Source organism: Haloarchaeobius caseinilyticus (assembly GCF_051207395.1).
Classification (GTDB): domain Archaea; phylum Halobacteriota; class Halobacteria; order Halobacteriales; family Natrialbaceae; genus Haloarchaeobius.
In genome coordinates this window covers 818,465-840,280 of the sequence record NZ_JBPJZC010000003.1, presented here as the reverse complement: position 1 = coordinate 840,280, position 21,816 = coordinate 818,465, and the positions used below count along the sequence as shown (strand labels likewise).

At 64.6% G+C, this 21,816-nt stretch carries 25 protein-coding genes and 1 tRNA gene; 14 read left to right on the top strand and 12 right to left on the bottom strand.

What is annotated here, in order from left to right; genetic code table 11:
- Window positions 1-15 precede the first annotated feature (15 nt).
- The 7 genes from ACSC1P_RS16865 to ACSC1P_RS16835 all read left to right on the top strand — a co-directional run bounded on the left by ACSC1P_RS16865 (window position 16) and on the right by ACSC1P_RS16835 (window position 4,682).
- Window positions 16-549 (top strand): amino acid-binding protein, encoded by a 534-nt coding sequence (locus ACSC1P_RS16865; protein ID WP_435361363.1) that lies wholly within the window; start codon window positions 16-18, stop codon window positions 547-549.
- Window positions 546-1,493 carry a homoserine dehydrogenase gene (locus tag ACSC1P_RS16860; protein WP_435361362.1) on the top strand — a complete coding sequence of 316 codons (948 nt, stop codon included), beginning with the start codon at window positions 546-548 and terminating at the stop codon, window positions 1,491-1,493. The genes ACSC1P_RS16865 and ACSC1P_RS16860 overlap by 4 nt, the downstream gene beginning before the upstream one ends.
- Before the next feature lie 233 nt (window positions 1,494-1,726).
- Complete coding sequence (gene tuf, locus ACSC1P_RS16855; RefSeq protein WP_435361361.1) at window positions 1,727-2,992, top strand: translation elongation factor EF-1 subunit alpha; 1,266 nt, start codon at window positions 1,727-1,729, stop codon at window positions 2,990-2,992.
- Window positions 2,993-2,995: 3 nt separating this feature from the next.
- Window positions 2,996-3,304, top strand: coding sequence for a 30S ribosomal protein S10 (rpsJ, locus tag ACSC1P_RS16850; RefSeq protein WP_435361360.1), 309 nt, complete (start codon window positions 2,996-2,998; stop codon window positions 3,302-3,304).
- A gap of 103 nt (window positions 3,305-3,407) precedes the next feature.
- Entirely contained in the window at window positions 3,408-4,028 is a 621-nt protein-coding gene (locus ACSC1P_RS16845) for a rhomboid family intramembrane serine protease (protein ID WP_435361359.1), read from the top strand.
- Window positions 4,029-4,061: 33 nt separating this feature from the next.
- Window positions 4,062-4,133: transfer RNA gene (locus ACSC1P_RS16840), tRNA-Ala, on the top strand.
- Between the two features lie 222 nt (window positions 4,134-4,355).
- Window positions 4,356-4,682 (top strand): hypothetical protein, encoded by a 327-nt coding sequence (locus tag ACSC1P_RS16835; RefSeq protein WP_435361358.1) that lies wholly within the window; start codon window positions 4,356-4,358, stop codon window positions 4,680-4,682.
- A gap of 17 nt (window positions 4,683-4,699) precedes the next feature.
- On the opposite strand, the gene ACSC1P_RS16830 is transcribed toward ACSC1P_RS16835, so the two are convergent.
- The 5 genes from ACSC1P_RS16830 to ACSC1P_RS16810 form a co-directional block, all read right to left on the bottom strand.
- Entirely contained in the window at window positions 4,700-5,272 is a 573-nt protein-coding gene (locus ACSC1P_RS16830) for a metal-dependent hydrolase (RefSeq protein ID WP_435361357.1), read from the bottom strand.
- Window positions 5,273-5,469: 197 nt separating this feature from the next.
- Complete coding sequence (locus ACSC1P_RS16825; protein ID WP_435361356.1) at window positions 5,470-5,643, bottom strand: hypothetical protein; 174 nt, start codon at window positions 5,641-5,643, stop codon at window positions 5,470-5,472.
- Window positions 5,644-5,701: 58 nt separating this feature from the next.
- Entirely contained in the window at window positions 5,702-6,538 is an 837-nt protein-coding gene (locus tag ACSC1P_RS16820) for a hypothetical protein (protein ID WP_435361355.1), read from the bottom strand.
- A gap of 114 nt (window positions 6,539-6,652) precedes the next feature.
- Entirely contained in the window at window positions 6,653-7,987 is a 1,335-nt protein-coding gene (locus tag ACSC1P_RS16815) for an RNB domain-containing ribonuclease (RefSeq protein ID WP_435361354.1), read from the bottom strand.
- 105 nt (window positions 7,988-8,092) lie between these two features.
- Window positions 8,093-8,392 carry a DUF7562 family protein gene (locus ACSC1P_RS16810; RefSeq protein ID WP_435361353.1) on the bottom strand — a complete coding sequence of 100 codons (300 nt, stop codon included), beginning with the start codon at window positions 8,390-8,392 and terminating at the stop codon, window positions 8,093-8,095.
- A gap of 135 nt (window positions 8,393-8,527) precedes the next feature.
- On the opposite strand from ACSC1P_RS16810, the gene ACSC1P_RS16805 reads away from it, so the two are divergent.
- Entirely contained in the window at window positions 8,528-9,007 is a 480-nt protein-coding gene (locus ACSC1P_RS16805; RefSeq protein ID WP_435361352.1) for an RNA-binding protein, read from the top strand.
- A gap of 30 nt (window positions 9,008-9,037) precedes the next feature.
- Here ACSC1P_RS16805 and ACSC1P_RS16800 read toward each other — a convergent pair whose 3' ends face one another.
- The 3 genes from ACSC1P_RS16800 to ACSC1P_RS16790 form a co-directional block, all read right to left on the bottom strand.
- The gene (locus tag ACSC1P_RS16800; RefSeq protein ID WP_435361351.1) at window positions 9,038-9,772 is read right to left on the bottom strand and encodes a DUF1028 domain-containing protein; all 735 of its coding nucleotides are present in this window, start codon (window positions 9,770-9,772) and stop codon (window positions 9,038-9,040) included.
- A gap of 94 nt (window positions 9,773-9,866) precedes the next feature.
- Window positions 9,867-11,075, bottom strand: coding sequence for a S8 family peptidase (locus ACSC1P_RS16795; protein ID WP_435361350.1), 1,209 nt, complete (start codon window positions 11,073-11,075; stop codon window positions 9,867-9,869).
- A 208-nt stretch (window positions 11,076-11,283) separates the two neighbouring features.
- Complete coding sequence (locus ACSC1P_RS16790) at window positions 11,284-11,706, bottom strand: hypothetical protein (protein WP_435361349.1); 423 nt, start codon at window positions 11,704-11,706, stop codon at window positions 11,284-11,286.
- Window positions 11,707-11,878: 172 nt separating this feature from the next.
- On the opposite strand from ACSC1P_RS16790, the gene ACSC1P_RS16785 reads away from it, so the two are divergent.
- On the top strand, window positions 11,879-12,238 hold the full coding sequence (locus ACSC1P_RS16785; protein ID WP_435361348.1) for a cell division protein SepF: 360 nt from the start codon (window positions 11,879-11,881) through the stop codon (window positions 12,236-12,238).
- A gap of 148 nt (window positions 12,239-12,386) precedes the next feature.
- Here the strand turns inward: ACSC1P_RS16785 and ACSC1P_RS16780 are convergent, their stop codons facing one another.
- The 4 genes from ACSC1P_RS16780 to ACSC1P_RS16765 all read right to left on the bottom strand — a co-directional run bounded on the left by ACSC1P_RS16780 (window position 12,387) and on the right by ACSC1P_RS16765 (window position 17,165).
- Entirely contained in the window at window positions 12,387-12,758 is a 372-nt protein-coding gene (locus ACSC1P_RS16780) for a NifU family protein (protein ID WP_435361347.1), read from the bottom strand.
- A gap of 107 nt (window positions 12,759-12,865) precedes the next feature.
- Window positions 12,866-14,341 (bottom strand): LVIVD repeat-containing protein, encoded by a 1,476-nt coding sequence (locus tag ACSC1P_RS16775; RefSeq protein ID WP_435361346.1) that lies wholly within the window; start codon window positions 14,339-14,341, stop codon window positions 12,866-12,868.
- Window positions 14,342-14,498: 157 nt separating this feature from the next.
- Window positions 14,499-16,058, bottom strand: a complete 1,560-nt coding sequence (locus ACSC1P_RS16770; RefSeq protein ID WP_435361345.1) for an LVIVD repeat-containing protein — start codon at window positions 16,056-16,058, stop codon at window positions 14,499-14,501.
- A 129-nt stretch (window positions 16,059-16,187) separates the two neighbouring features.
- On the bottom strand, window positions 16,188-17,165 hold the full coding sequence (locus tag ACSC1P_RS16765) for an ROK family protein (protein WP_435361344.1): 978 nt from the start codon (window positions 17,163-17,165) through the stop codon (window positions 16,188-16,190).
- A gap of 198 nt (window positions 17,166-17,363) precedes the next feature.
- On the opposite strand from ACSC1P_RS16765, the gene ACSC1P_RS16760 reads away from it, so the two are divergent.
- From ACSC1P_RS16760 to ACSC1P_RS16740, 5 genes are all read left to right on the top strand, one after another.
- Entirely contained in the window at window positions 17,364-17,810 is a 447-nt protein-coding gene (locus ACSC1P_RS16760; protein WP_435361343.1) for a hypothetical protein, read from the top strand.
- A gap of 63 nt (window positions 17,811-17,873) precedes the next feature.
- The gene (locus ACSC1P_RS16755; RefSeq protein ID WP_435361342.1) at window positions 17,874-18,614 is read left to right on the top strand and encodes an SDR family NAD(P)-dependent oxidoreductase; all 741 of its coding nucleotides are present in this window, start codon (window positions 17,874-17,876) and stop codon (window positions 18,612-18,614) included.
- Window positions 18,615-18,645: 31 nt separating this feature from the next.
- Window positions 18,646-18,777, top strand: a complete 132-nt coding sequence (locus ACSC1P_RS16750; protein WP_435361341.1) for a hypothetical protein — start codon at window positions 18,646-18,648, stop codon at window positions 18,775-18,777.
- Window positions 18,778-19,165: 388 nt separating this feature from the next.
- A complete protein-coding gene (ygfZ, locus tag ACSC1P_RS16745) occupies window positions 19,166-20,254 on the top strand; it encodes a CAF17-like 4Fe-4S cluster assembly/insertion protein YgfZ (protein ID WP_435361340.1) in 1,089 nt (362 codons plus the stop codon).
- A 59-nt stretch (window positions 20,255-20,313) separates the two neighbouring features.
- Complete coding sequence (locus tag ACSC1P_RS16740) at window positions 20,314-21,789, top strand: ATPase domain-containing protein (protein WP_435361339.1); 1,476 nt, start codon at window positions 20,314-20,316, stop codon at window positions 21,787-21,789.
- The last annotated feature ends 27 nt before the right edge of the window (window positions 21,790-21,816 follow it).

The window sequence follows — 21,816 nt, the reverse complement described above, 5'->3', positions numbered from 1 at the left end:
CTGCGGGTGATGTCGATGGCGACTGATGCCTCTGAGACGAGACGGGCGTACACGGTTCGCCTCGAGCTCGTCGACGAGCCGGGCGAGCTGTTGCGCGCGCTCCGTCCCATCGCCGACAACGGGGGGAACTTACTCTCTATCTTCCACGAGCGCGGCAACCTCACACCGCGTGGGCACATCCCGGTCGAGGTCGACTTAGAGTGCGTCCCGAGTCGCTTCGACGGTATCGTCGAAGCGCTCAAAGAAGCCGGCGTGACGGTGACACAGGCCGGTGAGGACCGCTTCAGCGCGCAGACGAGCGTGTTGCTCGTGGGCCACCTCGTCGAGACTGACCTCTCGGACACGCTCTCGACCATCGAGGAGTGCGCCAAGGCGTCGGTGACCGACTTCGCGCTCGATGCGCCCGCGGGCACGGACGACGTGTCGAGTGCTCGGGTCCAACTCGCGGTCGAGCCAGACGAGACCGAAGCGGCGCTGGCATGCGTGCGAGACGTGGCCGACGAGAAAGGACTGCGTGTCGTCGAACCGCTCGTGGAGGGTGAGCCATGAAACTCGCCGTCCTCGGTGCCGGTGCGGTCGGCCGGTCGGTGGCGCGACTCGCGGGCGAACGCGGCCACACCGTGACCGCCATCGCCGACTCGAGTTCGGCGGTCGTCGACCCGGCTGGCCTCGATGTGGACGCCGTCTTGGACAGAAAGGCGGCACGCGGCCGCGTCGGCGACGCCGACCCCGACGCGGCGGTCGCGACCGAGTACGACGCACTCGTGGAGGCGACACCGACGACGCTCGGCGACGCGGAGCCCGGCTTCTCGCACGTCCGAACCGCACTCGAACGCGACCGTCACGTCGTGTTGGCGAACAAAGGACCGGTCGCGGAACGGTATGCCGACGTACGCGAGCTCGAACACGAGAGCGCGGGCGAGGTCCTGTTCGAAGCGACGGTCGCCGGCGCGATTCCAGTCCTCGGCACCATCACTGACTACGGATCCGGACAGGTCACCGCCGCGAAGGGCGTCCTCAACGGCACTGCGAACTTCATCCTCACGCGGATGGCCGCGGAAGGGCTCGACTACGAACACGTCCTCGCGGAGGCACAAGACCTCGGTGTGGCCGAGGCTGACCCCGCCTTCGACGTGGAAGGGACCGACGCCGCCCTGAAGTGTGTCATTCTCGCCAACGTCCTCGCCGACGGCGACGCCGAGTACACGCTCGCGGATGCGGACGTCGAGGGCATCGTCGACATCCCGACCAGTGCGCTCGAACTGGCGAAAGAAGACGGGCGCACGGTCAGGCTCATCGGTGAAGCGACGCCGGACGGTATCCGCGTCGGTCCCCGACTCGTGCCGGCAGACAGCCCGCTCGCGGTCAGCGGGACCGAGAACATCGTCCAACTGGAGACGACGCACGCGGGTCGGTTCGCGCTCCGCGGCCGAGGTGCTGGCGGCGACCCGACCGCGTGTGCCGTGCTGGCCGACGTGGCTCGACTGGAGTAACCCGTTCCTCCTGCCGTTCTGTTGGCGTCGTCGGGTACTACTCGAACCGACATGCAGCCAGTTTCGACCAGTCCGAAACCCCCGACGCGAGTGAGTTGTCTGCCTGCCTTGGTGTGGTGTCGCACGGCAAACCGCAAGACGGCGTCGGGGTGTCGAACGAACTGTATCGAAATGGTTTTAACCGTTTCTGCCGAAAGATTTCCACACAGCGCCTCTGCGCGTGAGATACAACAATGAGCGACAAACCGCACCAGAACCTGGCCGTCATCGGCCACGTCGACCACGGCAAGAGCACACTGGTCGGGCGACTCCTCTTCGAGACGGGGAGCGTGCCCGAGCACGTCATCGAGCAGTACCGCGAAGAAGCAGAAGAGAAGGGCAAGGGTGGCTTCGAGTTCGCCTACGTCATGGACAACCTCGCTGAGGAGCGAGAGCGTGGTGTCACCATCGACATCGCCCACCAGGAATTCGACACCGACGAGTTCTACTTCACCATCGTCGACTGTCCGGGTCACCGTGACTTCGTCAAGAACATGATCACGGGCGCGTCCCAGGCAGACAACGCGGTCCTCGTCGTCGCGGCAGACGACGGTGTCGCGCCGCAGACCCGTGAGCACGTCTTCCTGGCACGCACGCTGGGCATTGGCGAGCTCATCATCGGCGTCAACAAGATGGACGTCGTCGACTACAAGGAAGACTCCTACAAGGACGTCAAGGGCGAGGTCCAGAACCTGCTGAAGCAGGTCAACTTCCGCTCCGAGGACGCGACGTTCATCCCGATTTCCGCGTTCGAAGGCGACAACATCGCCGAGCGCTCCGACAACACCTCCTGGTACGATGGCGACATCCTCCTCGAGGCCCTCAACAACCTGCCGGCACCGCAGCCGCCGACGGACGCGCCGCTGCGCCTGCCCATTCAGGACGTCTACACCATCTCCGGCATCGGTACGGTCCCGGTCGGCCGTGTCGAGACGGGTATGCTCAACGTCGGCGAGAACGTCTCGTTCCAGCCGTCTGACGTCGGTGGCGAGGTCAAGACCATCGAGATGCACCACGAGGAAGTGCCGGAAGCTGGCCCCGGTGACAACGTCGGGTTCAACGTCCGTGGCATCGGCAAGGACGACATCCGCCGCGGTGACGTCTGTGGCCCCGCCGACGACCCGCCGACGGTCGCCGAGACCTTCCAGGCACAGATCGTCGTCATGCAGCACCCGTCCGTAATCACGGCGGGTTACACGCCGGTCTTCCACGCCCACACGGCACAGGTCGCGTGTACCATCGAGTCCATCGACAAGAAGATGGACCCCTCCTCGGGCGACGTCGCAGAGGAGAACCCGGACTTCATCCAGTCCGGCGACTCCGCTGTCGTCACCGTCCGTCCGCAAAAGCCGCTCAGCATCGAGCCGGCCGGCGAGATTCCGGAACTCGGCTCCTTCGCTGTCCGTGACATGGGCCAGACCATCGCGGCTGGCAAGGTCATGGGCGTCAACGAGAAGTAAACAATGCAGCAGGCACGCGTCCGGCTCGCCGGGACCAACCCCGACGACCTCGACAACATCTGTGACGACGTTCGCGAAATCGCGAGCAAGACCGGTGTCAACCTGTCGGGTCCGATCCCGCTGCCGACCAAGACGCTGGAGATCCCCTCCCGCAAGTCGCCCGACGGCGAAGGCACGGCGACGTGGGAGCACTGGGAGATGCGCGTCCACAAGCGTCTGATCGACCTCGACGCTGACGAGCGCGCGCTCCGTCAGCTCATGCGGATTCAGGTGCCGAACGACGTCAGCATCGAAATCGTCCTCGAAGACTGAGGGCGGTTGGTGGCACCGTGCCACCACTCTCTCGCGCAGTATCGTCTTCGAGTTTGAGTCGAACACCTGAAACATTTTGTAGCTGCGGCACTCCTCTCTCTCTATGGTACGTCGTTCACGGAGTCCGACGCTTACCCTCCTAGTCGTCTTCTGTCTGGTCTTCGCCGTTCAGTCAGCAGTCCGACTACTCGGCTTCGTCGGCCTCGGGTGGGTCCACGGACTCCTGTTCACCCTCCACTCACCCATGCAACAGCCGTGGGCACTCGTCACGAGCGTGTACGCCCACGCGAACCTTACGCACCTGCTCTCGAACGCGCTCGCACTCGCCCTCGTCGGCTTCGTCCTCGAACGCTCGACGACGAACCTCCGCTTTCACCTCTTCTTCCTCATCAGCGGCGCGCTCGCTGGCCTCGCAGAGGTGTTGCTGACGTTCGGGAGCGTCGCAGTCCTCGGCGCGTCCGGGGCCGTCTTCGCCCTCTACGGCTACGTCCTCGGCGGCAACGTCGTCACCGACCGCCTCCTCTCGAAACTGGACCTCCCACGCTCCGCTGAGTACGCCGTCTTCGCCGTCGTCGCTATCGTGGTGACACTCGCGACCGGTGCCCCCGGCGTCGCCCTCATCGCCCACTTCACCGGCCTCCTCGTCGGCGTCGCCGCCGGCCGACTGCGCCTCCTCGCTACGTCACACCACGGCACGTACGCCAGCCGAAAGGAAAGCTACTAATACGCACCAGTGGCTACGATTGATTGCGTTCGCGGGCTCGTAGATCAGGGGTAGATCGCTTCCTTCGCAAGGAAGAGGCCATGGGTTCAAATCCCATCGAGTCCACTAATTTCTCGCGACACCAGCCGACGAGCGAAGCGAGTCGGCGGTGTCGCGGAAATCTGAACGATGAAGATGGGATTTGAAGCCCAGTGAGTCGCAGCCCGCGCAGGCCGAAGGCCGAGCAGGAACGTCTCACGACGGGTTCACAATCCCATCGAGTCCGAACACTACCAGGACCGCAAAGCTGTACGTCTACCTTATACTTCATTCCGCCCAACTAGCAGTATGGTTCGACGGGTCCCGTTAGAGAGCGGTGACGTCGACTTGCCCGAAGAAGCGGGCGGGAACGACGTGACCGTCGTCGTCTGTATGGACGCCCGTACGGGGGAGGAACTGGAGATGGTCGTAGGGAAGACGATTCCCGTCCCGGAGACGGGCGATTACGTCAGTATCGGTACGATCGACTCCTTCGAGACAGAGACGGTCACCGACGACGGGCGGCCGTACGTCGTCGAGGAGCGGGGGATTCAGTACTACTACCACAGGAACCAGGCGCAGGAGTTCACGGGGACGACGACGATAGTGTATCTGATGGTCGCCCCAGCCGAGTAACGAGGGGCTGCTGTGATTCAGGGCGAGTCGCGACGCCCGTGGTCGGTCCCGCTGTCGACACGGCCGACAGCGCGGCGAATCGTCCGTCTCGTCGGGACGGTCTGCTCGCGTTCTGTCCCGGCCCACCAGCTAGCGACGGTGGCGAGCATCCCGAGCGTGAACAGCGTCTGGTTGGCGGCCGGGTTGGCTGCGGCGACCAGGTTCAGCGTCACGTGCCCCTCGACGACGGGTGCGAGTGGGCTGATGCCCATCGGCGTGACCACGTCACCGGTGAGGTGTGCGATGGTGGTGAGCGTCCCGACGAGCATCGCCCAACCGGCCGAGGTGACGGCGACTGTGGCGCTCCGACGGCCGTAGACTGCGGCCCCGCTGGCGAGGACGACGCCGAGTGCGACGCCGAACCAGACGGTGTGGGTCACGCCGCGGTGCGGGACAGTTGCGAGCCACTGGTCGATGTCCGGAAGCGTCGCGAAGCAGGCGGTCGTGAGTGTGCCTGCGGCGGCGACGTGATTGCGTCGCCTGTTACGGAGAAAGAGTGCGAGTGGTGCGAACGCGAGGAGTGCGATGCCCAGATGCCCTAGCGCGTACACGCGTCGGTCACCTCCCCCTGTCTGTGCTGTCGAGTGTGCCGTCCGGGTGCCCATCCCACGGTCATGTCGGTCTACCACAAGGGTGTGACTATAGTAGCATGGACCATGCCGTTCAATGCTCCACCATTTATATGTGTGGAGTCGTCGGCGTAGGTAACTGGTTAGGATTCTGACGAAGAAACGGGACCGATGGCGGTTCACCAGACGGAGCGTTCGTCGGTGACGACGACTTCCTCGTCGATGACGGCACAGCAGTTTTCGTAGGGGACGAACGCGGCGAACGTGCCGTCGATGTAGCACTCGATACCTGCCTCGACGTGTTCGTAGCTGTTACACTCTATCTGGCCTTCGTGGAGGATGACTCGGTACATGCTGGAAGATAGGTTGCGAGACGAGAAATCGGTGACGCGCGGAGTGTCAGGCCGGGTCTCAGTCGCGTTCGACCGCTGGCTCTCGGTCGTGGGTGGTCGACTGTGCGCCCCGTGCTTCGTCGAGGGCGAGACTGTCGGCGTAGGTGACGGCCTCGGCAACCCAGTCGTCGGCCGAACTGGGGTCGGCTGGCCTCGCTGGCTCGTCGTCTGAAACGAGGACCCGAGCGAGTCGGTCGCCGTCGGTCACTTCGAGGAGTGTGCCATCCGGATAGTCGCCGACGATACTGTGGTCGAACCGCTCTCGGCGGGCGCGTTGGGCCGCCGAATCACTGTCGTCGCCGCCGGCAGACCCGGGTTTCGGGAGTGCGTCACGCACGTCGAAGATGGGCGTGAACTCGGCTTCGAGGACCGAGTGTACCGTCTCGTCCCACTCGTCGGTCTCTGTGGCATCGTCGATTCCAGCCGCCTCGGCACCGTCTCTCGCCCCGTTCGCGGGGGCCTGCTGTGACGATGGTGCGAGATACCCCGGCGGACCCGGGAACGGGCCGGTCACGGGTTCTCGCCGCGGACCCGCTCGCCCGTGGACGAGTTCGGCTGTCGTTCGACCCGTGTCGTCGTCGTAGCCGGTGACGAGCAGTCGTGCGGCGTCGTCGCCGTCGGTCACTGCGACGTGGATGCCTTCGTCGGTCACGTCGAGGAATCGGCAGTCGAACTCGTCGGTGAGCGATTGGGTGGGTCCGGGGACCGGCTCGCCGTGAGACTGACCGCGTCCCTCGCCACTGCTCGCCGCGCCACTCGTCGAACTGGTCGAGTCGCGGTCCGATGGCGGTCTGGCGATGAAGACTATGCCCCCGACGAGTGCGGCGACCAGCAGCCAGAGGAAGAACGTGTTCATGTCGCCTGCACCTTCTCACTGGCGCGTGCCCGGGTTCCGGTCGCGGCGTCGTCGCTGTGTCCCATCGTCGTGTGTGCTACTGGTCTCGACAGGCAGAAAACAGTGTCGTCGGGCTTACTGTTCCAACTCGTCCGCACCGGCGTCGTTCTCTTCGTCCTCGTCTTCGTCGTCCTCGACGACTTCGATACCGCGGTTGTTCACGGCGTCGGGGTCGAGACCGACTTCCTGTAGGAACTGCTTGTACTCGCGCTCACAGGTTTCTGCGGCCTTCTGTTTGTCAGAGGCGCGCTGGCAGAGCGCGGCGAGGTCTTCCGGTACGTCGTTCGTGTAGACGATCCAGTGGTTGATGAGGTCGGAGAGGCGGCGAATGGGCGAGGTGAAGTGCCCGTAGATGTCGAAGTTGAGCGCGTGGTGGCCGCCGAAGGGGTCGGACATGTACTTCGCACGTGGCATCACCTTCATCACGGCCCACTGAATCTTGCCGAGCTGACGAGACGGTGCTTCTTCGAGCGTCGCGTTTACGGCCTTGCGCGGGTCGTCCCAAGTGTCGCCCGGGATGGACACGCCGTCGAGTTCCTGAATCTCGACGAGGGCCTTGTCCCACTCGTCGGGTGTCGGCTGCGGGTGGACGCGGTACATCGCCTCGACGCCGCGATTCCACATCAGGACGTGCGTGACGGCCTTGTTCGCCTTCAGCATGCACTCCTCGATGATGGTGTGTGCGCGGTCACGGCGCGGGTTGAGGACGAGCGAGCCGTCCTCTTTGCGCTGTTCGTGAAGCTGGTCGGCGAGTTCGAACACGAGCGAAATCTCGTCGTGCAGGTCGGCGTCTTCCTCGTCCAGTCGGTTCTCCGTCTGGGTGTAGGTCAGGCGCTCGTCCGAGTGGATGACGGATTTGTAGATGTCGATGTTCTCGTAGTTCAGGTTCTCCTTGCCGAGTTCCATCTCGACGGTGTGGGCGAGACGGTCCTCGTTGGGGACGAGCGAACAGACCGTCTCGGCCAACATCGGCGGGAGCATGTGGATGGTGTAGGCGGGGAGATAGACGGTGTTCCCGCGCTCGACGGCCTCTTTCCACATCTCGCTCTCGGGGTGGACGTAGTGGGTCACGTCGGCGATGTGGACCCACAGCGTGTACGTCTCCTCGTTCTCGCGGATGGAGATGGCGTCGTCGAAGTCCTGCGCGTCGACCGGGTCGGTCGTCCAAGTCACCAGGTCGCGTAGGTCCTGTCGCTCTTCGAGTTCGTCCTGAATCTCCTGTTGGACGTCTGTGGTGCGTTCTTCGGCCTCTTGCATCACGGCCGAGGGGAACGAATCACGAATCTCGAACTTCTCGAACAACTCCTCGCGCTTGTTCTCCAGATGGCGCGCGAGTTCTTCGTCGATTTCGACGGGGCCCTGGCCTTCCGCGGTCCCGGCTGCGGCCTGCGCGCTTGTGTCGTCGCTCATATTCCGGGCCTACGACCGGCCGGCACGAAAACGTGTCGGGGCGACGCCGCCGCATCGCTCGTCGATGGAAAGACCGACCGCATCGGCCGGTCACTGAAAATTGCGTTAGCGGCCCTGCTCGGACGTCCCGTACCGCTCCTCGACGAGCAGTCGGTACGTCTCCAAGAATTCGTCCTGTGTCATTTCGGCACCGTCGAGTTCGCAGAGGAGGCTCTCCAGTTCGTCTCGCGGCTGATGGCACTCGGTGCGGTAACACGGTTTGCAGAGGTACTCGAACTCTTTGCCGTGTCGTTCCCAGCGGTTGCCGTGCTTGTCGTACTCTCTCGCGTTCCGCCGTGGGACGTCCTCACCACACGCGATGCACGTGACGAGTTCGTCGCCCCGGTCTGTCCGGGAACCCCACATACGCTGATAGATGTGCGGGTGGCATATAGCCCTTGCCGCGGACGCGAACTTCTCAGTCGACTGTGACCGCGCGACGACGACACAACGCGACACGAGAGCGCGCCGTTTAAGCGCGTCCCGGGAGAGAGACGACGTATGCAGGTCAAGTCCCGCCACCACCTTCGCTCGGACGACGTGAAGGCGGTCGAATCGGCCGTCGCAGACGCACTCGGTGTCGACTTAGACGGTGACTCGTACGAACTGGTCGAACTCGACGGGAGCGAGTTCGACATCGTCCTGGTCGACGGCGAGCCGCTCGTGTGCTACATCGACGACGAACCGTTCCTCACCGTCAAGGGCGCGAACGTCCTCGACATCACCGAGAACATCGTCACGGTCGACGCCGGTGCTATCTCGTTCGTCTCCGACGGTGCAGACGTGATGCGTCCCGGTATCACCGAGGCGGACCCCGACATCGAGTCGGGCGACCTCGTCGTCATCGTCGAAGAGACACACAAGAAGGCACTGGCCATCGGTCGCGCGCTCGCGAGCGGCGACGACATGGTCGGCGACTCGGGCAAAGTCATCGAGTCGATTCACCACGTCGGCGACGACCTCTACGAGTTCAACATCTGACGGCTCTCGCGGTTTTTGTCTCTCTGCTGTTTATTCGTCCACAGCGGCGTCCATGTCGTCCTCTTCGTACGCTTCTCCGTACTTCTCCAGCGCGGTGGCGAACCCTTCGCTCGCCAACTGGTACGTCTGTCGCAGGTCCGAAATCGGTGTCTCCGTCGCGTCGACCCGGAGGTCGTCGTAGTACGGTTCCGGGTCGCGGTCTTCAGTCGTCGCCACGCGAAGCGCCGCGCTCTGAATCGTGAGGTCTTCGCGCTTGTCACCGCCTTCCTCGTAGCCCGCTTCGAGCGCGTCGACCAGTCGCTTCGCCAGCGGGTCGGCTGGGTCGCTCCCGTCGTCGCTCTCCCAGCCGTCCTCGTAGGCTGCAGCGACCGCCTCGACGACTGCCTCACCCGCGAGCAAGTTCCCTGCGACGGTGTAGTGCTCGCCGACGACGCTCCCGTACCACCCCTTGCAGTCGTCGCCGGAGTAGGCGAACTCGCCGTCGTGACCGACGCCGTGGAGTTGGCGGGCCGCCGCGTTGTCGTCCGCGTTGAGCAGTGCGTCGAGGGCGTCTTCGACCGCCAGCCCGTCGTCGAGGTACTCGATGCCTTTCCGGCCGAGACGAACGTTCGTCAGGCTCTGGGTCGACACCGCGCCGTTCTCACTCACCCACGGGCAGAGTGCGCCGACACCCGGGAGTCGGGTCGTCACTGCCACGCCGAAGCGAGTCTGTTCTTCGCCCGACTCGTCTTCGTAGGTTTCGCGAACGCAGATACTGAAAGTCATACCTGCGTCTCTGGCGCGAGACGCGAAAAAGGTCAGTGTCGGGTCGGTTGTATCGGTTCGGTTGCACGTCGCTGGCGCACACTTCGCCGGGTGGTCAGTCTGCCACGACGCCGTCCGCCGACTCCTCGACGCCGAGGGCCCAGTCGACCCGGACTAACCCAGCGCCCTGTGCGGCCGGTGCGAGACCGAGGTCTTCTGCAGTGGCCGTCAGACTGTCTCGCACCGTCTCGTGCGTCTCCCCGTCGGCGAGCAAGAGCGCGGCGGCGGCCGCCACGTGCGGACTGGCCATCGAAGTCCCCTCTTTCCACTCGTACCCACCGCCGGTGAACGCCGACCAGATTCCAACGCCCGGTGCGCACAGGTCGACCCCGTAACCGGCCGACGAGAACGTGGCCAGCGCCCCGTCGTCGTCCACCGCGCTGACACCGAGGACGGTCAGGTACGCTGCCGGGTAGTTCACACAGTCCGAACACGGCCCGTCGTTGCCTGCCGCCGCGACGAGGACGACGCCCCGCTCGGTCGCGTAGGTCACCGCGTCGGCGAGGAGGCGAGAACCGGACCCGCCGAGGCTCAGGTTCGCAACGTGCCAGCCTCGGTCGGCGACGTACTTGATGGCCGCAGCGGCGTTCGCGACCGACCCCTCGCCGTTGCAGTCGGTGACCTTCACCGCGTGGACGCGAACGTCTGGGGCGACGCCGACGACCCCCTCGCCGTTCGCCAGCGCAGCGATGATTCCGGCGACGTGGGTGCCGTGGCCGACGTCGTCGTCCCACGATTCGCGACAGACGTTTCCGACACCGCAGTCAGTACAGCCGACGAAACTCACGCCATCACCGAGATTCACCGACAGGTCTGGATGGTCAGAGTCGATTCCGGAGTCGATGACGGCGACGTGAATCGGTTCGCCGCTCGCCGTCTGTCCCGTCCGATTCATCGCCTGTGCCGCCATCGCACCGATTCGGTCGACGCCCCACGGGACGGTCTGCTCCAGCGTGTGCATCGTCCCGTTCGTTTCGACGTAGCGAACGAGTGGACTCTGCTGGAGCACGTCCAGTGCTGCCGCAGGGAATCGACCGACCACTGCCTGCCCGATTTCCGCGCCGAAGTCGAACTCGCCCCAGACCTGTGTCGACAGCTGCTGTGCCCACTCGAGTCCTGCCAGTCCTCGGATGCCGACCACGTACTCGTCCGCCGCCGTCGAGTCCCATCCACGGCCGACGCCACTGCTGGCAGTCCCGACGACCCCACCGGTGACAGCCCCGACGGTAATTCTCCGGAGGACGCTTCGACGTGTGATGGACATGCTCTCGAAAAAGAGTAGGATTCATTCACAGATATGCTCTCGTTGAGTCGACGGTAACCGTCTGTGAGTCGCTGTCGGGTCGCTCCCCTCTACGAAAACAACCACTGTCCGAGACCAATCGTATACCAGAACGTTCCGCAGTCTCCAGCCGGACACAACTTGCTCGCCGCGCCAGTGTTCGCTCGCCGCGCCAGTCTCGCTCGCCCGTTCAGCCTCTCCGCGCGAACAACTCTGCCGGCCGGAGCGCCGACGCCGTCGCTCCGGTGCTGTCACGGGCGGTCACCCTGACGAGCACTCGGCCAGACTTTCGCGTGGACACGTCACGTCCCAGTCCGACCATCGTCGTCCCCGACGCTTCGTTCCCGCAGACCAGTTCCGTCACGCTCGTCTTCTTTCGCTCGCCGTCGATTACGGTCAACTGCACGCTCACGAGGTCTTCGTCCGCGTCGGTCACCGCCCACGAGGCGACCACACCTATCTCTCCCGTCGACTCGTTCACGAGGACCGCGTCGACCATGAGCCGCTCGACCTTCGGGGCTGCTCGTCGGTCGGCGTGCGCTCGCTCGTACCCCGCCGTGTCCGTCCGCTCGGCGTCGTTCGCCCGCGACCGGACCGATTTCTCACCAGTCATCGTGGTTCGAGTAGAGAGAGGTGTCGGGTGGGTATGAGCGTGTCACGGAGGTGTCGGTGAGTACGGTTCCGCGAGAAATCACCCTCGGCTCGCTACCGAAAGCGCCACACTCCGATTCGACGACCAGTGTCCGACGCAAGAACTATACGGGTCCCGACGGTCTTCCTCCCGTATGGGGTTCATGACCAAAATCCTCGGCGACCGCGGCACGCGAAACACCGAGGATTATCTCGAACTCGACCTCGACGACTTCGACACGGCCTCCGGTGAGGCCGCGCTGCAGGTCCACATCGCCGAGATCGGCGGACAGGCCGACGCGATAGACATCAAAGATGCCGTCTACGACGGTGACATGGTCATCGCAGACATCACGCGCCTTCGCACCGAAGACCGCACCGTCGAACACATCGTCGACGAACTTCGACAGGTCGCACAGGAAGTCGGCGGCGACATCGTCCAGAAGGGCGACGACCAGCTCATCGTGACGCCGACCGGCGTGAAGATTAGCCGCGAAAAGCTCGGCCAGGACTGAGTTCGGTCACGTGACCGACGCCGACGTACAGAACAGCGGTTCACCACATTCTCCGCAGGCACAGTAGTCGTCACTTCTCTTGCAGTCGCTGGTAGTCATCGACGCCGAGACAGCGCCTCTTCTCCGTCGCTGAAACCGACAAACGTCCTCAGAAGTGGTCTTTGCCAGGGTTCGACGAGCCCCAGTCACCACGGCCGCCTTCGGTCCGGTCGACGCCCATGATGGATTCGGCCTGGTCGACGCCGAACGATTCGCCCGTCTCGGGGACGCGAACGGTCACGTCCTCGATTTCGGGCCACGTGTAGAGTTCGGCTTCGATGTTTCCCGTCGTGATGTTCGCGACGGAACAGCCAGAACAGCCGCCACCGAGTTCGATGACGACCTCACCGGTTTCGGGGTCGGCCTTGCGGACGGCGCTGGTCCCGCCGTGCATCTGGATGATGGGCATCTCTCTCGAGAGCCAGCGTTCGAGGCGTTCTTTCAGGGTGGCGTCCTCGGCGTCGGACGAGTCGGTACGCATCGAGTGAGTCTAGGCACTGCGCACGTGAGAAAGCTTTGGGTCTGCGTCGCACGATTCGACAGGAACGTCCGTGAGGAATCTGTGCTGAGGAGGTTTTCGGTCGGCCCTTACTCGTCGCGCCCGCGGAGGAACCGGGCGACACCGAGGCCGAGGCCGCCGAGTGCGGCGAGGACGCCGAAGCCGGGTGTGCCGTTCGAGATCTCACTCTCCTCCGTCGTGGCGGTCGACTCGGTCTCTCCCTGCTCGGTGGTCGTGGTGGTGGTCGTCGTCGGTGCAGCCGTGGTCTGTTGTTCGGTAGTCGTCGTGGTCTGCTTCGGCTTCTCGCCCCACCAGACGTCCTCGGGGTCGCTCGCCATCTGGCCGGGTTCGTCCGGGAACGTGAGCAGTCCAGCGGTGGTCGCGGACCCTTCGAGGCACGAAGACGCGACGAAGAACTCGTTTCCGGGGACACTCTGAGCCGTCCAGAACGCGTACTTGTCGGCGTCGGCCCACCACGAGAGACTTTCGGGGTTGGCGGGGTCGGACACGTCGTGGACAGTCACACCACCGCTGTACCACGAGGTGTACAACTTGTCGTTGCTGAGTTCGCAGTTGTGCGCGGTGGTCCACGTCCCGCCGTTGTACCGGTTGTCGCCGGAGTGGGGAGCCTCGATGGTGGCCAGTTCCTGTGGCTTCGTCGGGTCGGAGATGTCGAACAGTTCGATGCCGGACGGGCCACCGTGGTCGTCGTTCGGACTCGTGTCCCACGATTCACCGCCTTCGGCCATGAGTGTCGCGTCCTCGTTGACCGTGACGTAGTGGTCGTTGCCGGTCGGTTCGAGGTACTGCGACTGCGGTTCGTCGCCGAGTTCTGCGGGCGTCATGTCGCTCTTGTGGCCGACGAACTCGGGGCTGGTGGGGTCGGACACGTCGACGATGAAGGTGCCGCCGTCCCAGTAGGCACAGTACGCGGTTCCGTCCTGTACGTACAGATCGTGCAGGATCATGTACGGGACACTGTCGTACTCGTCCTTCCAGTCGCCCGGCTCCCACTGGCCGACACGCTCGAACTGGTCGGACGACACGTCGATCATGTCGAGCGTGTAGCCGCCGGTCAGGTAGGCGACGCCGTCGACGAGGTGTGAGTTGTGGTTGCCGTGGCCGGTCTCGAACCAGTCGCCGACCTGCTCGGGGTTGGCGGGGTCGGACACGTCGAACACGAAGATGCCAGCCGGACCACGGCCGTTCGCCGCCGCCGCGACGAGTACTCGCTCGTTCTCGTACTTCACGTCCCACACTTGCTGGAGGGATTCGCCGTCGGGCGTCGAGAGACTCGCGGCATCGCCGACGACCGTCGGGTCGGCCGGGTCGGAGATGTCCACGGAGACGAAGCCGGTGCCGACTGCGACGTACGCCACGGTCCCGTCCTCGTTCACGACCGCTTCGTACGCCTCGTCGAGTTCGAGGCTCCCGAGAGGTTCGTAGCCGGCCTGTTCGGTCGCTGTCGCCGTCGTCGCCGCACCACCGACGAGGGGGAGGGCGAGTGCACCAGCGCCCGCTCGGAGGAGCGTCCGCCGGTCCACGCGCGGAGGGGTCGGTTCCATAGTCCCACTGATTACTGGCCGTAAATAAACGTGTTCGTTCCAGTTGTCGTGTGAATATATCCTCCTCGATATGCTGTCTTCCTGCCGAAAATGTCGGAAAGAGCCCGTACTGTCGGCACGAACTGCAGTCGAAAATTGGATATATTCGTCTGGCTGTTCAGTCGCGCTTGCGAACGAGGCGCGCCGCACCGAGGCCCAGGCCACCGAGCGTGGCGAGGAGGCCGAAGCCGGGCGTGGCGCCGCCGTCGCTTTCCTCGCTCGTCGCGGTCGTCTCACCCGAAGACGCCGTCGTGCCGGTCGTCGTCGACTCGGCAGTCGTCGTCGGCTCGCTGGTCGTCGGGTCCGCCGTCGTGGGCTGTTGCGTCGTCGTCGGCTCGCTGGTCGTCGTCGTACTCTTCTGGTTCTGGATGTAGTCCGGCCAGTCGGTTTCGGTGACGCGACTGGACTCCTCCGGCGCGCGGAAGACGTCCGGCGGGTCGGCCATCTCACCGGCGCGGTCGGGGAACGTCATCACGCCGCCGTCGTTGTCCTGCCCGGGGCCCATGTTACCGGCGACGAAGAAGTCGCGGTCGCCCGCGAACTTCGCGCCCCAGAACATCTTCGACTCGGGCTGACGCCACCAGGCGAGGCGGTCGGGGTTCGCCGGGTCGGACACGTCGTGGACCATCACGCCGCCGAAGTACCAGGACGTGTAGAGTCGGCCACCGTGCACGTCGAAGTTGTGTGACGTCGTGAACTTGCCCTGTCGACTCTCGTCGGGCGCAGTCGGTGCGAACACCGTCGAGAGCTTCTCCGGCGAGGAGAGGTCGGAGATGTCCCACACGTCGATACCGCTCGACCCACGCTTCGAGTCGTCGGGGTTCATGTCCCACGACTCGGCACCGACGTACAGCGTCTCGGCCGCGTCGTCGACGGTGACGTAGTGGTTGTTGCCCGGCGGTTGCAGGGCAATTTTGGTGAAGTCTTGCTGTTTCACCTGTGCGAGCTTCGATGCGTCGAGTCCGCCGAGTCGGGCGACGACCCTGGGGTTGGCCCGGTCACTGATATCGACTACGAACGTCCCTGCCTCCCAGTTGGCCCAGTACGCGTAGTCACCCTGGATGTAGAGGTCGTGCAGACTTCTGAGGTAGCCGTGGACCTCTTTCCACTTCTCGTCGTAGTCGACGATGCCGTAGTCGCTCACTTCGGTGAACGAATCGTCGGAGACATCGAACGTCCGCATCGACTCTCTGTTGAAGTCGCTGCGGCAGAGGTAGACGTACCCGTCAGTCAAGTCGCTGTTGTGGATGGCATGGTCGACTTTCTTCACTGCGAGCTGCTTCGGCTTCGCCGGGTCGGACACGTCGTACAGCAGTGCCGCCTTAGTGACTTTGTTCCGACTCGGTTGGTTGGGGGCGACGACGAGCAGGCGGTTACCGTCGACTTTCACGTCGGCGACGTGCGCCAGCGGCCCGTTCTCTTCGTCTTTCAGGAGTTCTTTCTGCTCTGCGACCACGGTCGGGTTCGCCGGGTCCGACACGTCGATGCAGGCGAAGCCGTCGCCCGTCGCCGCGAAGGCAGTCTGGCCGTCGCCGCTGACGGTGACCTCCATCGTTCCGGCGGCGGTCGTTTCACCGAGTGGGGCGTAGGGGTCGGGGGTTCGGGCGGACGTGACTGTGCCGACAGCACCCAGTGCGAGTGCACCGGCACCCGCGCGGAGTACATCTCTCCGTTGCATACCTTCATGCCAACACGCTGACTGTGTAAAAGTACTGTAACCTAAGTGTTTGTTTGTGTTATTAATTGACACGCTTTCCGAAGCGAAAATCACGTCGACAGCGACGTGGTAGACCGACGTTCACCGGAGTCAGTTTCGGAGTTTCGACCGGTCACCGGTCCCCGCAGTGAGCGCACTCGCCAGCGCGCCCTTCACGACGACCTCGTCGCCGAGTGTCGTGAGTTGGATGTCGGGGACGTTCGTCATCACCATCTCCGAGACGCGCTCGCGGATGGGGTCTAAGACGATTTCTTCGTTGTGCAGTGCGACTGCTCCGCCGATGTAGATGACGATGGGCGCGAACGAGTGGACGACGTTGGTGACGCCGATGGCGTTCCAGTGTGAGAACTGGTCGATGACGTGGTCTGCGAACTCGTCCTCGCCCGCGTGGTCGAACACGTCTTTCGCCGAGAAGTCGGCGTCGTCGAGTGGCAGCGCGGTGTCGACGCTCTGGTCGTCCTCGGCCAGCAGTTGGGCGAACCGGGGGAGGTTGTTCCCGGAACAGTACGCCTCCCAGTGGCCGTCTTTCCCGCAGCCACAGGTGAGTCGGCCTTGTGGGTCGACGACGTAGTGACCGACCTCGCCCGCGTTGCCGTCCCAACCACTCGCTATCTTCCCGTCGACACAGACGCCAGCCCCGATACCCGAGGAGATGGTGATGTAGGCCATGTCGTCGGGGTTGCGGTCGGCGAAGAAGCGCTGGCCGATACAGCCAGCGTTGGTGTCGTTGTGCAGGTACACCTTCTCCGAGTCGATGAGGTTCTCGATGGGACCGGTGAGTGGGACACGGTCGACGGTGTCGGGGAGGTTCGGTGGGTTTTCGAGCGTCCCCTGCGCCAGGTCGAGCGGCCCGGCCGCACCGATGCCGGCGGCGACGACCTCGGTTGGGTCGATGCCCGCATCGTCACAGGCGCGCCGAAGCGTGTCGAGGACGGCTTCGGTGACCGCGATGCCTGTCGGTCCCTGTGGTGTGTTCGTCCGGTACGACCCGAGAAGTCGTGCCTCGTCGTCACCGACGACGGCCCTGACGTTCGTCGCGCCGAGGTCGACGCCCGCGTACGTGGCCATGCTATCGGAAACACCGCCGGGTAGGCACTTAAGCGGTTAGATTTACTCACGTGTGAGTATCTGTCGGCGTACTGGCGCGTCGCCTACGCCTCGGCTGCCACTCGGCTGCCCTCGGCTGCTCGACAGCCTCGGGACTCCCGCACGACACACTCACACCTGCGCGACACGCTCAGGCAGTTCCCGCCCGTAGAGAGCCGTATGGACCCGTCGACGCTTTCCGAACGAGAGGTCGAAGCCCTTCACCGGACCGAACTCGGCCTGGAGTGGCTCCGGCGCGCACACGGTCACCTCATCCAGTTCCACCACGCCATCGGCCACGGGATGGACCACTTAGACGCGGCCGAGGAACTGCTCCGCGAGAGCGGCCACACAGACCTCGCGGACGAGATACGGACGGTGCACCTCCCTCGGGGCGTCATCGACAGTGGCGTGGCAGTGGACGCGTCGGTGTCCGAACCGGCCGACACCGCCGGACCGGACCGCTGGTCCTACGACGTTCTCGAAACGTTCGAAGCAGGGTTTCTCGACGACGTGACCGACTTCGAGCGCCGAACCCGCGACGAACTGGCCGACGGCGCGCGACACGTCGCCGAGCGTCGGCAGGAACGACTGTGGCGCGAGCGTGCCGAAGAGGAGTCGGTCTGAATCGCCACTCGGTGACCCGCCGCGAATCGTGGCTATTTCTCGCTCCAACTCGAAGCCTCGGCTATGCTTCAGCCCGACCTCACCGACCGCGTCGCGCTCGTCACCGGGAGCGCGAAAGGCGTCGGCCGCGAACTCCTGCTCGCTATCGCCGATGCGGGCGCGGCCATCGCCGTCCACTATCGCTCAAGCGAATCGGAAGCCGAAGACGTGGCCGCTCGCGCGCGAGAGCGTGGCGCGCCCGCGGTCGCGACCGTCCAGGCCGACGTGACCGACCCCGACGCCGTCGACGCGATGTTCGACACGGTCGAAGCCGACCTCGGCTCTGTCGACGTGCTCGTGAACAACGTCGGTGCGTTCGCCCCGAAACACTGGACCGACATCGACTACGACACCTGGCAGACGGTCTTCGCCACGAACGTCGACGCGACGTATCTCACCTGCAAGCGCGCGTTGCCCGCCATGCGCGAGCAGGAGTGGGGCCGCATCGTCAACATCGGCTACGCCTCCAGCGAGAAGGGCCTCGTCAACCCGAAGAACGCACCCTACTTCATGGCGAAAGCCGGCGTCCTGATGTTCACGCGGATGCTCGCCGCGGACACGCAAGACGACGGCATCACGGTCAACGCCGTCTCACCCTATGTGGTGGAGAACTCCGACGAGTTCCCGGAGGACCTCCCGCGCGGACGCGCCGCCGCCTACGCCGACCTCGTGCAGGCGACCGAGTTCTTCCTCGACGAGGACTCGGACTACATCTCCGGCGAGAACGTGGAAATCGACGGTGGCTGGTTGCCTGAGAAGGTGTGAGTCCGAGGCGTCGTTTTTCGAAACAGCCGGTATGGCGCGCGCTGACGAGCGTGGCGAAGCCCGCGAGTCGGCATCGCGCGAGGGACGAGACGGTCCGCCGAAGGCGGCCGTCGAGTCGGTTGGGGAGGTTGTGGCTGCGGTCATGTTCCGTCGGCATTCGTGAACTGCTTCCCCACACCAGTAGCCGAGTCTGTTGCACCAACACGCCCTGATGACGAATTCTGTCCGGCCAAGCAGCGAACTCGCGCCGACGGTAGATATCGCCTCACCCTCCCCAACCTCCTCGTGGCGTTCGCTTCGCTCACGCCACATCGTCCCTCGCGCGACTTCGACTCGCGGGCTTCACTGGCTCACGGGTCGCTTCGCTCCCCGTTCGCTCCGAGGCGGCTCCGCCGCCTCGCTCTCGTTCAGCCACGCGAGCCAGCGCGCGCCATCAGTCGTCGGCGAACAGCGCAGCGCACAGAAGTTTACTCCAGACGTAAACCTCTACCACCATCACACAGGCCAAACGAGAGGCTTTACCCGCGAACCACCCGAAGAGTCGAGCAACAATGACGGTCATCGAGTCGGTCCACGCGGACCACGGGGCGACGTTCGGCGAGCGCGGCGGGCGAACCGTCGTCGAGCACTACGGGCGACCGGAGCGAGTTCACAAGGCCGTCCGCAACGGTGTCGGCCTCATCGAGATGGCGTACGGCGTCGTCGTCGTGGAGGGCGAAGACAAGGTGGAGTTCGTCGACAACGCCGTCTCGAACCGAGTACCTGACGAAGACGGCGAGGGCTGTTACGCGCTGTTGCTCGACCCGCAGGGGAAGATTTGGACGGACCTCTACGTCTACAACGCGGGCGAGCGCCTGCTGCTGTTCACGCCGCCACAGACGGCCGAAGACCTCGTCGAGGACTGGCAGGAGAAGGTGTTCATTCAGGACGTAGACCTCAGAGTCGCCACCGACGATTTCGCCGTCTTCGGCGTCCACGGGCCGAAGTCGACCGAGAAGGTCGCGAGCGTGCTGAACCACGCCGGCAGTCCGGAGCCACACCTCTCGTTCGTCCGCGGGTCGATGGGCGACGAAGGCGTCACGGTCATCTGTAGCGACGCACCGACCGGCGAGGAGGGCTACGAGGTGGTCTGCGCCGCAGACGACGCAGAGCGCGTCTTCGGCACGCTGGCGAACCACGGGCTGAACGCGGCTCCCTTCGGCTACCAGACGTGGGACGCGCTGACGCTGGAGGCCGGGACGCCGCTGTTCGACACGGAACTCGACGGGACCATCCCGAACGTGCTCGGCCTACGAAACGCAGTCGACTTCGAGAAGGGCTGTTTCGTCGGGCAGGAGGTCGTCTCACGCGTCGAGAACCGCGGCCAGCCGTCGAAGCGACTGGTCGGCCTCGAACCCGAGGCGGTTCCGGAGTCCGGCGCGGCCGTCTTCGACGGCGACGCGGCTATCGGCGAGGTCACGCGTGCGGTCGACAGTCCGACGCTCGACCGGCCCATCGCGCTGGCGCTCGTCGCGTTCGACAGCGAGGCGACGGACCTCTCGGTTCGCGTCGAGGGTTCGTCGACGTCTGCCACCCGTGTCGACCTTCCGTTCGTCGACGGGAGTGACACCTCGGACAGATTGCCGAAATATCTGTCCTGAGCGCCGCTACCGACCGCTCAGCCGCTGCACTTTAGCGTACTGACCGTTTCTAGCATCGTATGGATGGAACGGTGGCCCGGTGTTCTACGGGTGTCTCCGGCCTGGATCAGGTACTTCACGGGGGCCTGCTTCCCGGTCGGGCGTACATGGTACGGGGACAGCCCGGGACCGGCAAGACCATTCTCGGCCTGCACTTTCTGACAGTCGAGCCGTCTGAGTCGCTATTCGTGGCGTTCGAAGAACGAGAGGAGGACATCCGGACCAACGCGGCCACGCTCGGGTTCGACCTCAGTGACGTGATGATTCTCGACCTCAGTCCGGACTCGGAGTCGTTTCGAACGCGCCAGCACTACGACGTGTTCAAACCGCCGGATGTGGAGGACGACCTCACCGAACACATCGTCGCGGCCGTCGACGAGCACGACCCGTCGCGGGTGTTCGTCGACCCGCTGACGCAACTGCGCTACTTCGCGCCCGACGACTACCAGTTCCGGACCGAGGCCGCGGGCTTCATGAGCTATCTGAAAGACTCGGACGCGACGGTCGTCTTCACCACGCAGTCGACCGAGGTGACCCCGGACGAAGACTTAGAGTACATCTGTGACGGGAGTATGGTGCTGGGGTACGCGACGAAGGGCCGGACGATACAGGTGACGAAGTTTCGTGGTTCGGGTTTTCAAGACGGTATTCACACCATGCGTATCGGTGCCAGCGGGCTGACAGTGTTCCCGGAACTGGTTCCCGGTGACAAACGGACCGAACCGTTCGACGCCCGGACGGTCTCGACCGGTGTTCCCGAGATGGACGAACTCCTCAACGGCGGCCTCGAACGCGGGACGGTGACGGTCATCAGCGGACCGAGCGGCGTCGGCAAGACGACTACCGGGTCGCAGTTCATGAGCGCGGCCGCCGAGAACGGCGAACGCTCGGTCATCTTCATGTTCGAGGAGTCGACCGACACCTTCCTCCACCGGTCACGCGCCATCGGTATCCCCGTCGACGAGATGCTGGCGAACGACACGCTCTCGGTCCGGGAAATCGAACCGCTCGCGGTCTCACCCGACGAGTTCGCACACATGGTCCGCGAGGAGGTCGACCAACGCGACACGAGCGTCGTCATGATCGACGGTATCAGTGGCTATCGGCTCTCGATTCGCGGCGAAGACGACGACCTCATCCGCGAACTCCACGCCCTCTGTCGCTACATGCGCGGGATGGGTGTGACGACCATCCTCGTCGACGACGTGGAGTCTATCACGGGCGAGTTCTTGGCGACGAGCGAACGGATCAGTTACCTCGCCGATAACATCCTCTTCCTGCGGTACCTCGAACTCGACGCCCAGATTCACCGGGCCATGGGTGTCCTGAAGATGCGCGCCAGCGACTTCGAACGGACGCTCCGCGAGTTCGAGATTCGGGCGGATGGCCTCCACCTCGGCGAACCGATGACGGACTTGCGCGGCGTACTGTCGGCCAAGCCGGTGTGGCGAACGAGCGAGAGCGACGGCGGCGAAGACACCGTCGCCGACGAGTGACTTCGTCACCGACCGTCCGACACCCAG

Excerpts from the sequence above, each read along its gene's own strand:
- ACSC1P_RS16740 (WP_435361339.1), top strand. The coding sequence starts at position 20,314 with ATGGATGGAACGGTGGCCCGGTGTTCTACGGGTGTCTCCGGCCTGGAT.
- ACSC1P_RS16865 (WP_435361363.1), top strand. The coding sequence starts at position 16 with ATGGCGACTGATGCCTCTGAGACGAGACGGGCGTACACGGTTCGCCTC.
- ACSC1P_RS16835 (WP_435361358.1), top strand. The coding sequence starts at position 4,356 with ATGGTTCGACGGGTCCCGTTAGAGAGCGGTGACGTCGACTTGCCCGAA.
- ACSC1P_RS16810 (WP_435361353.1), bottom strand. The coding sequence starts at position 8,392 with ATGTGGGGTTCCCGGACAGACCGGGGCGACGAACTCGTCACGTGCATC.
- rpsJ (WP_435361360.1), top strand. The coding sequence starts at position 2,996 with ATGCAGCAGGCACGCGTCCGGCTCGCCGGGACCAACCCCGACGACCTC.
- ACSC1P_RS16790 (WP_435361349.1), bottom strand. The coding sequence starts at position 11,706 with ATGACTGGTGAGAAATCGGTCCGGTCGCGGGCGAACGACGCCGAGCGG.
- ACSC1P_RS16750 (WP_435361341.1), top strand. The coding sequence starts at position 18,646 with ATGGCGCGCGCTGACGAGCGTGGCGAAGCCCGCGAGTCGGCATCGCGC.
- ACSC1P_RS16785 (WP_435361348.1), top strand. The coding sequence starts at position 11,879 with ATGGGGTTCATGACCAAAATCCTCGGCGACCGCGGCACGCGAAACACC.
- ACSC1P_RS16755 (WP_435361342.1), top strand. The coding sequence starts at position 17,874 with ATGCTTCAGCCCGACCTCACCGACCGCGTCGCGCTCGTCACCGGGAGC.
- ACSC1P_RS16800 (WP_435361351.1), bottom strand. The coding sequence starts at position 9,772 with ATGACTTTCAGTATCTGCGTTCGCGAAACCTACGAAGACGAGTCGGGC.
- ACSC1P_RS16775 (WP_435361346.1), bottom strand. The coding sequence starts at position 14,341 with ATGGAACCGACCCCTCCGCGCGTGGACCGGCGGACGCTCCTCCGAGCG.
- ACSC1P_RS16780 (WP_435361347.1), bottom strand. The coding sequence starts at position 12,758 with ATGCGTACCGACTCGTCCGACGCCGAGGACGCCACCCTGAAAGAACGC.
- ACSC1P_RS16815 (WP_435361354.1), bottom strand. The coding sequence starts at position 7,987 with ATGAGCGACGACACAAGCGCGCAGGCCGCAGCCGGGACCGCGGAAGGC.
- tuf (WP_435361361.1), top strand. The coding sequence starts at position 1,727 with ATGAGCGACAAACCGCACCAGAACCTGGCCGTCATCGGCCACGTCGAC.
- ACSC1P_RS16770 (WP_435361345.1), bottom strand. The coding sequence starts at position 16,058 with ATGCAACGGAGAGATGTACTCCGCGCGGGTGCCGGTGCACTCGCACTG.
- ACSC1P_RS16760 (WP_435361343.1), top strand. The coding sequence starts at position 17,364 with ATGGACCCGTCGACGCTTTCCGAACGAGAGGTCGAAGCCCTTCACCGG.
- ACSC1P_RS16820 (WP_435361355.1), bottom strand. The coding sequence starts at position 6,538 with ATGAACACGTTCTTCCTCTGGCTGCTGGTCGCCGCACTCGTCGGGGGC.
- ACSC1P_RS16765 (WP_435361344.1), bottom strand. The coding sequence starts at position 17,165 with ATGGCCACGTACGCGGGCGTCGACCTCGGCGCGACGAACGTCAGGGCC.
- ACSC1P_RS16805 (WP_435361352.1), top strand. The coding sequence starts at position 8,528 with ATGCAGGTCAAGTCCCGCCACCACCTTCGCTCGGACGACGTGAAGGCG.
- ACSC1P_RS16860 (WP_435361362.1), top strand. The coding sequence starts at position 546 with ATGAAACTCGCCGTCCTCGGTGCCGGTGCGGTCGGCCGGTCGGTGGCG.
- ACSC1P_RS16795 (WP_435361350.1), bottom strand. The coding sequence starts at position 11,075 with ATGTCCATCACACGTCGAAGCGTCCTCCGGAGAATTACCGTCGGGGCT.
- ACSC1P_RS16825 (WP_435361356.1), bottom strand. The coding sequence starts at position 5,643 with ATGTACCGAGTCATCCTCCACGAAGGCCAGATAGAGTGTAACAGCTAC.
- ACSC1P_RS16845 (WP_435361359.1), top strand. The coding sequence starts at position 3,408 with ATGGTACGTCGTTCACGGAGTCCGACGCTTACCCTCCTAGTCGTCTTC.
- ygfZ (WP_435361340.1), top strand. The coding sequence starts at position 19,166 with ATGACGGTCATCGAGTCGGTCCACGCGGACCACGGGGCGACGTTCGGC.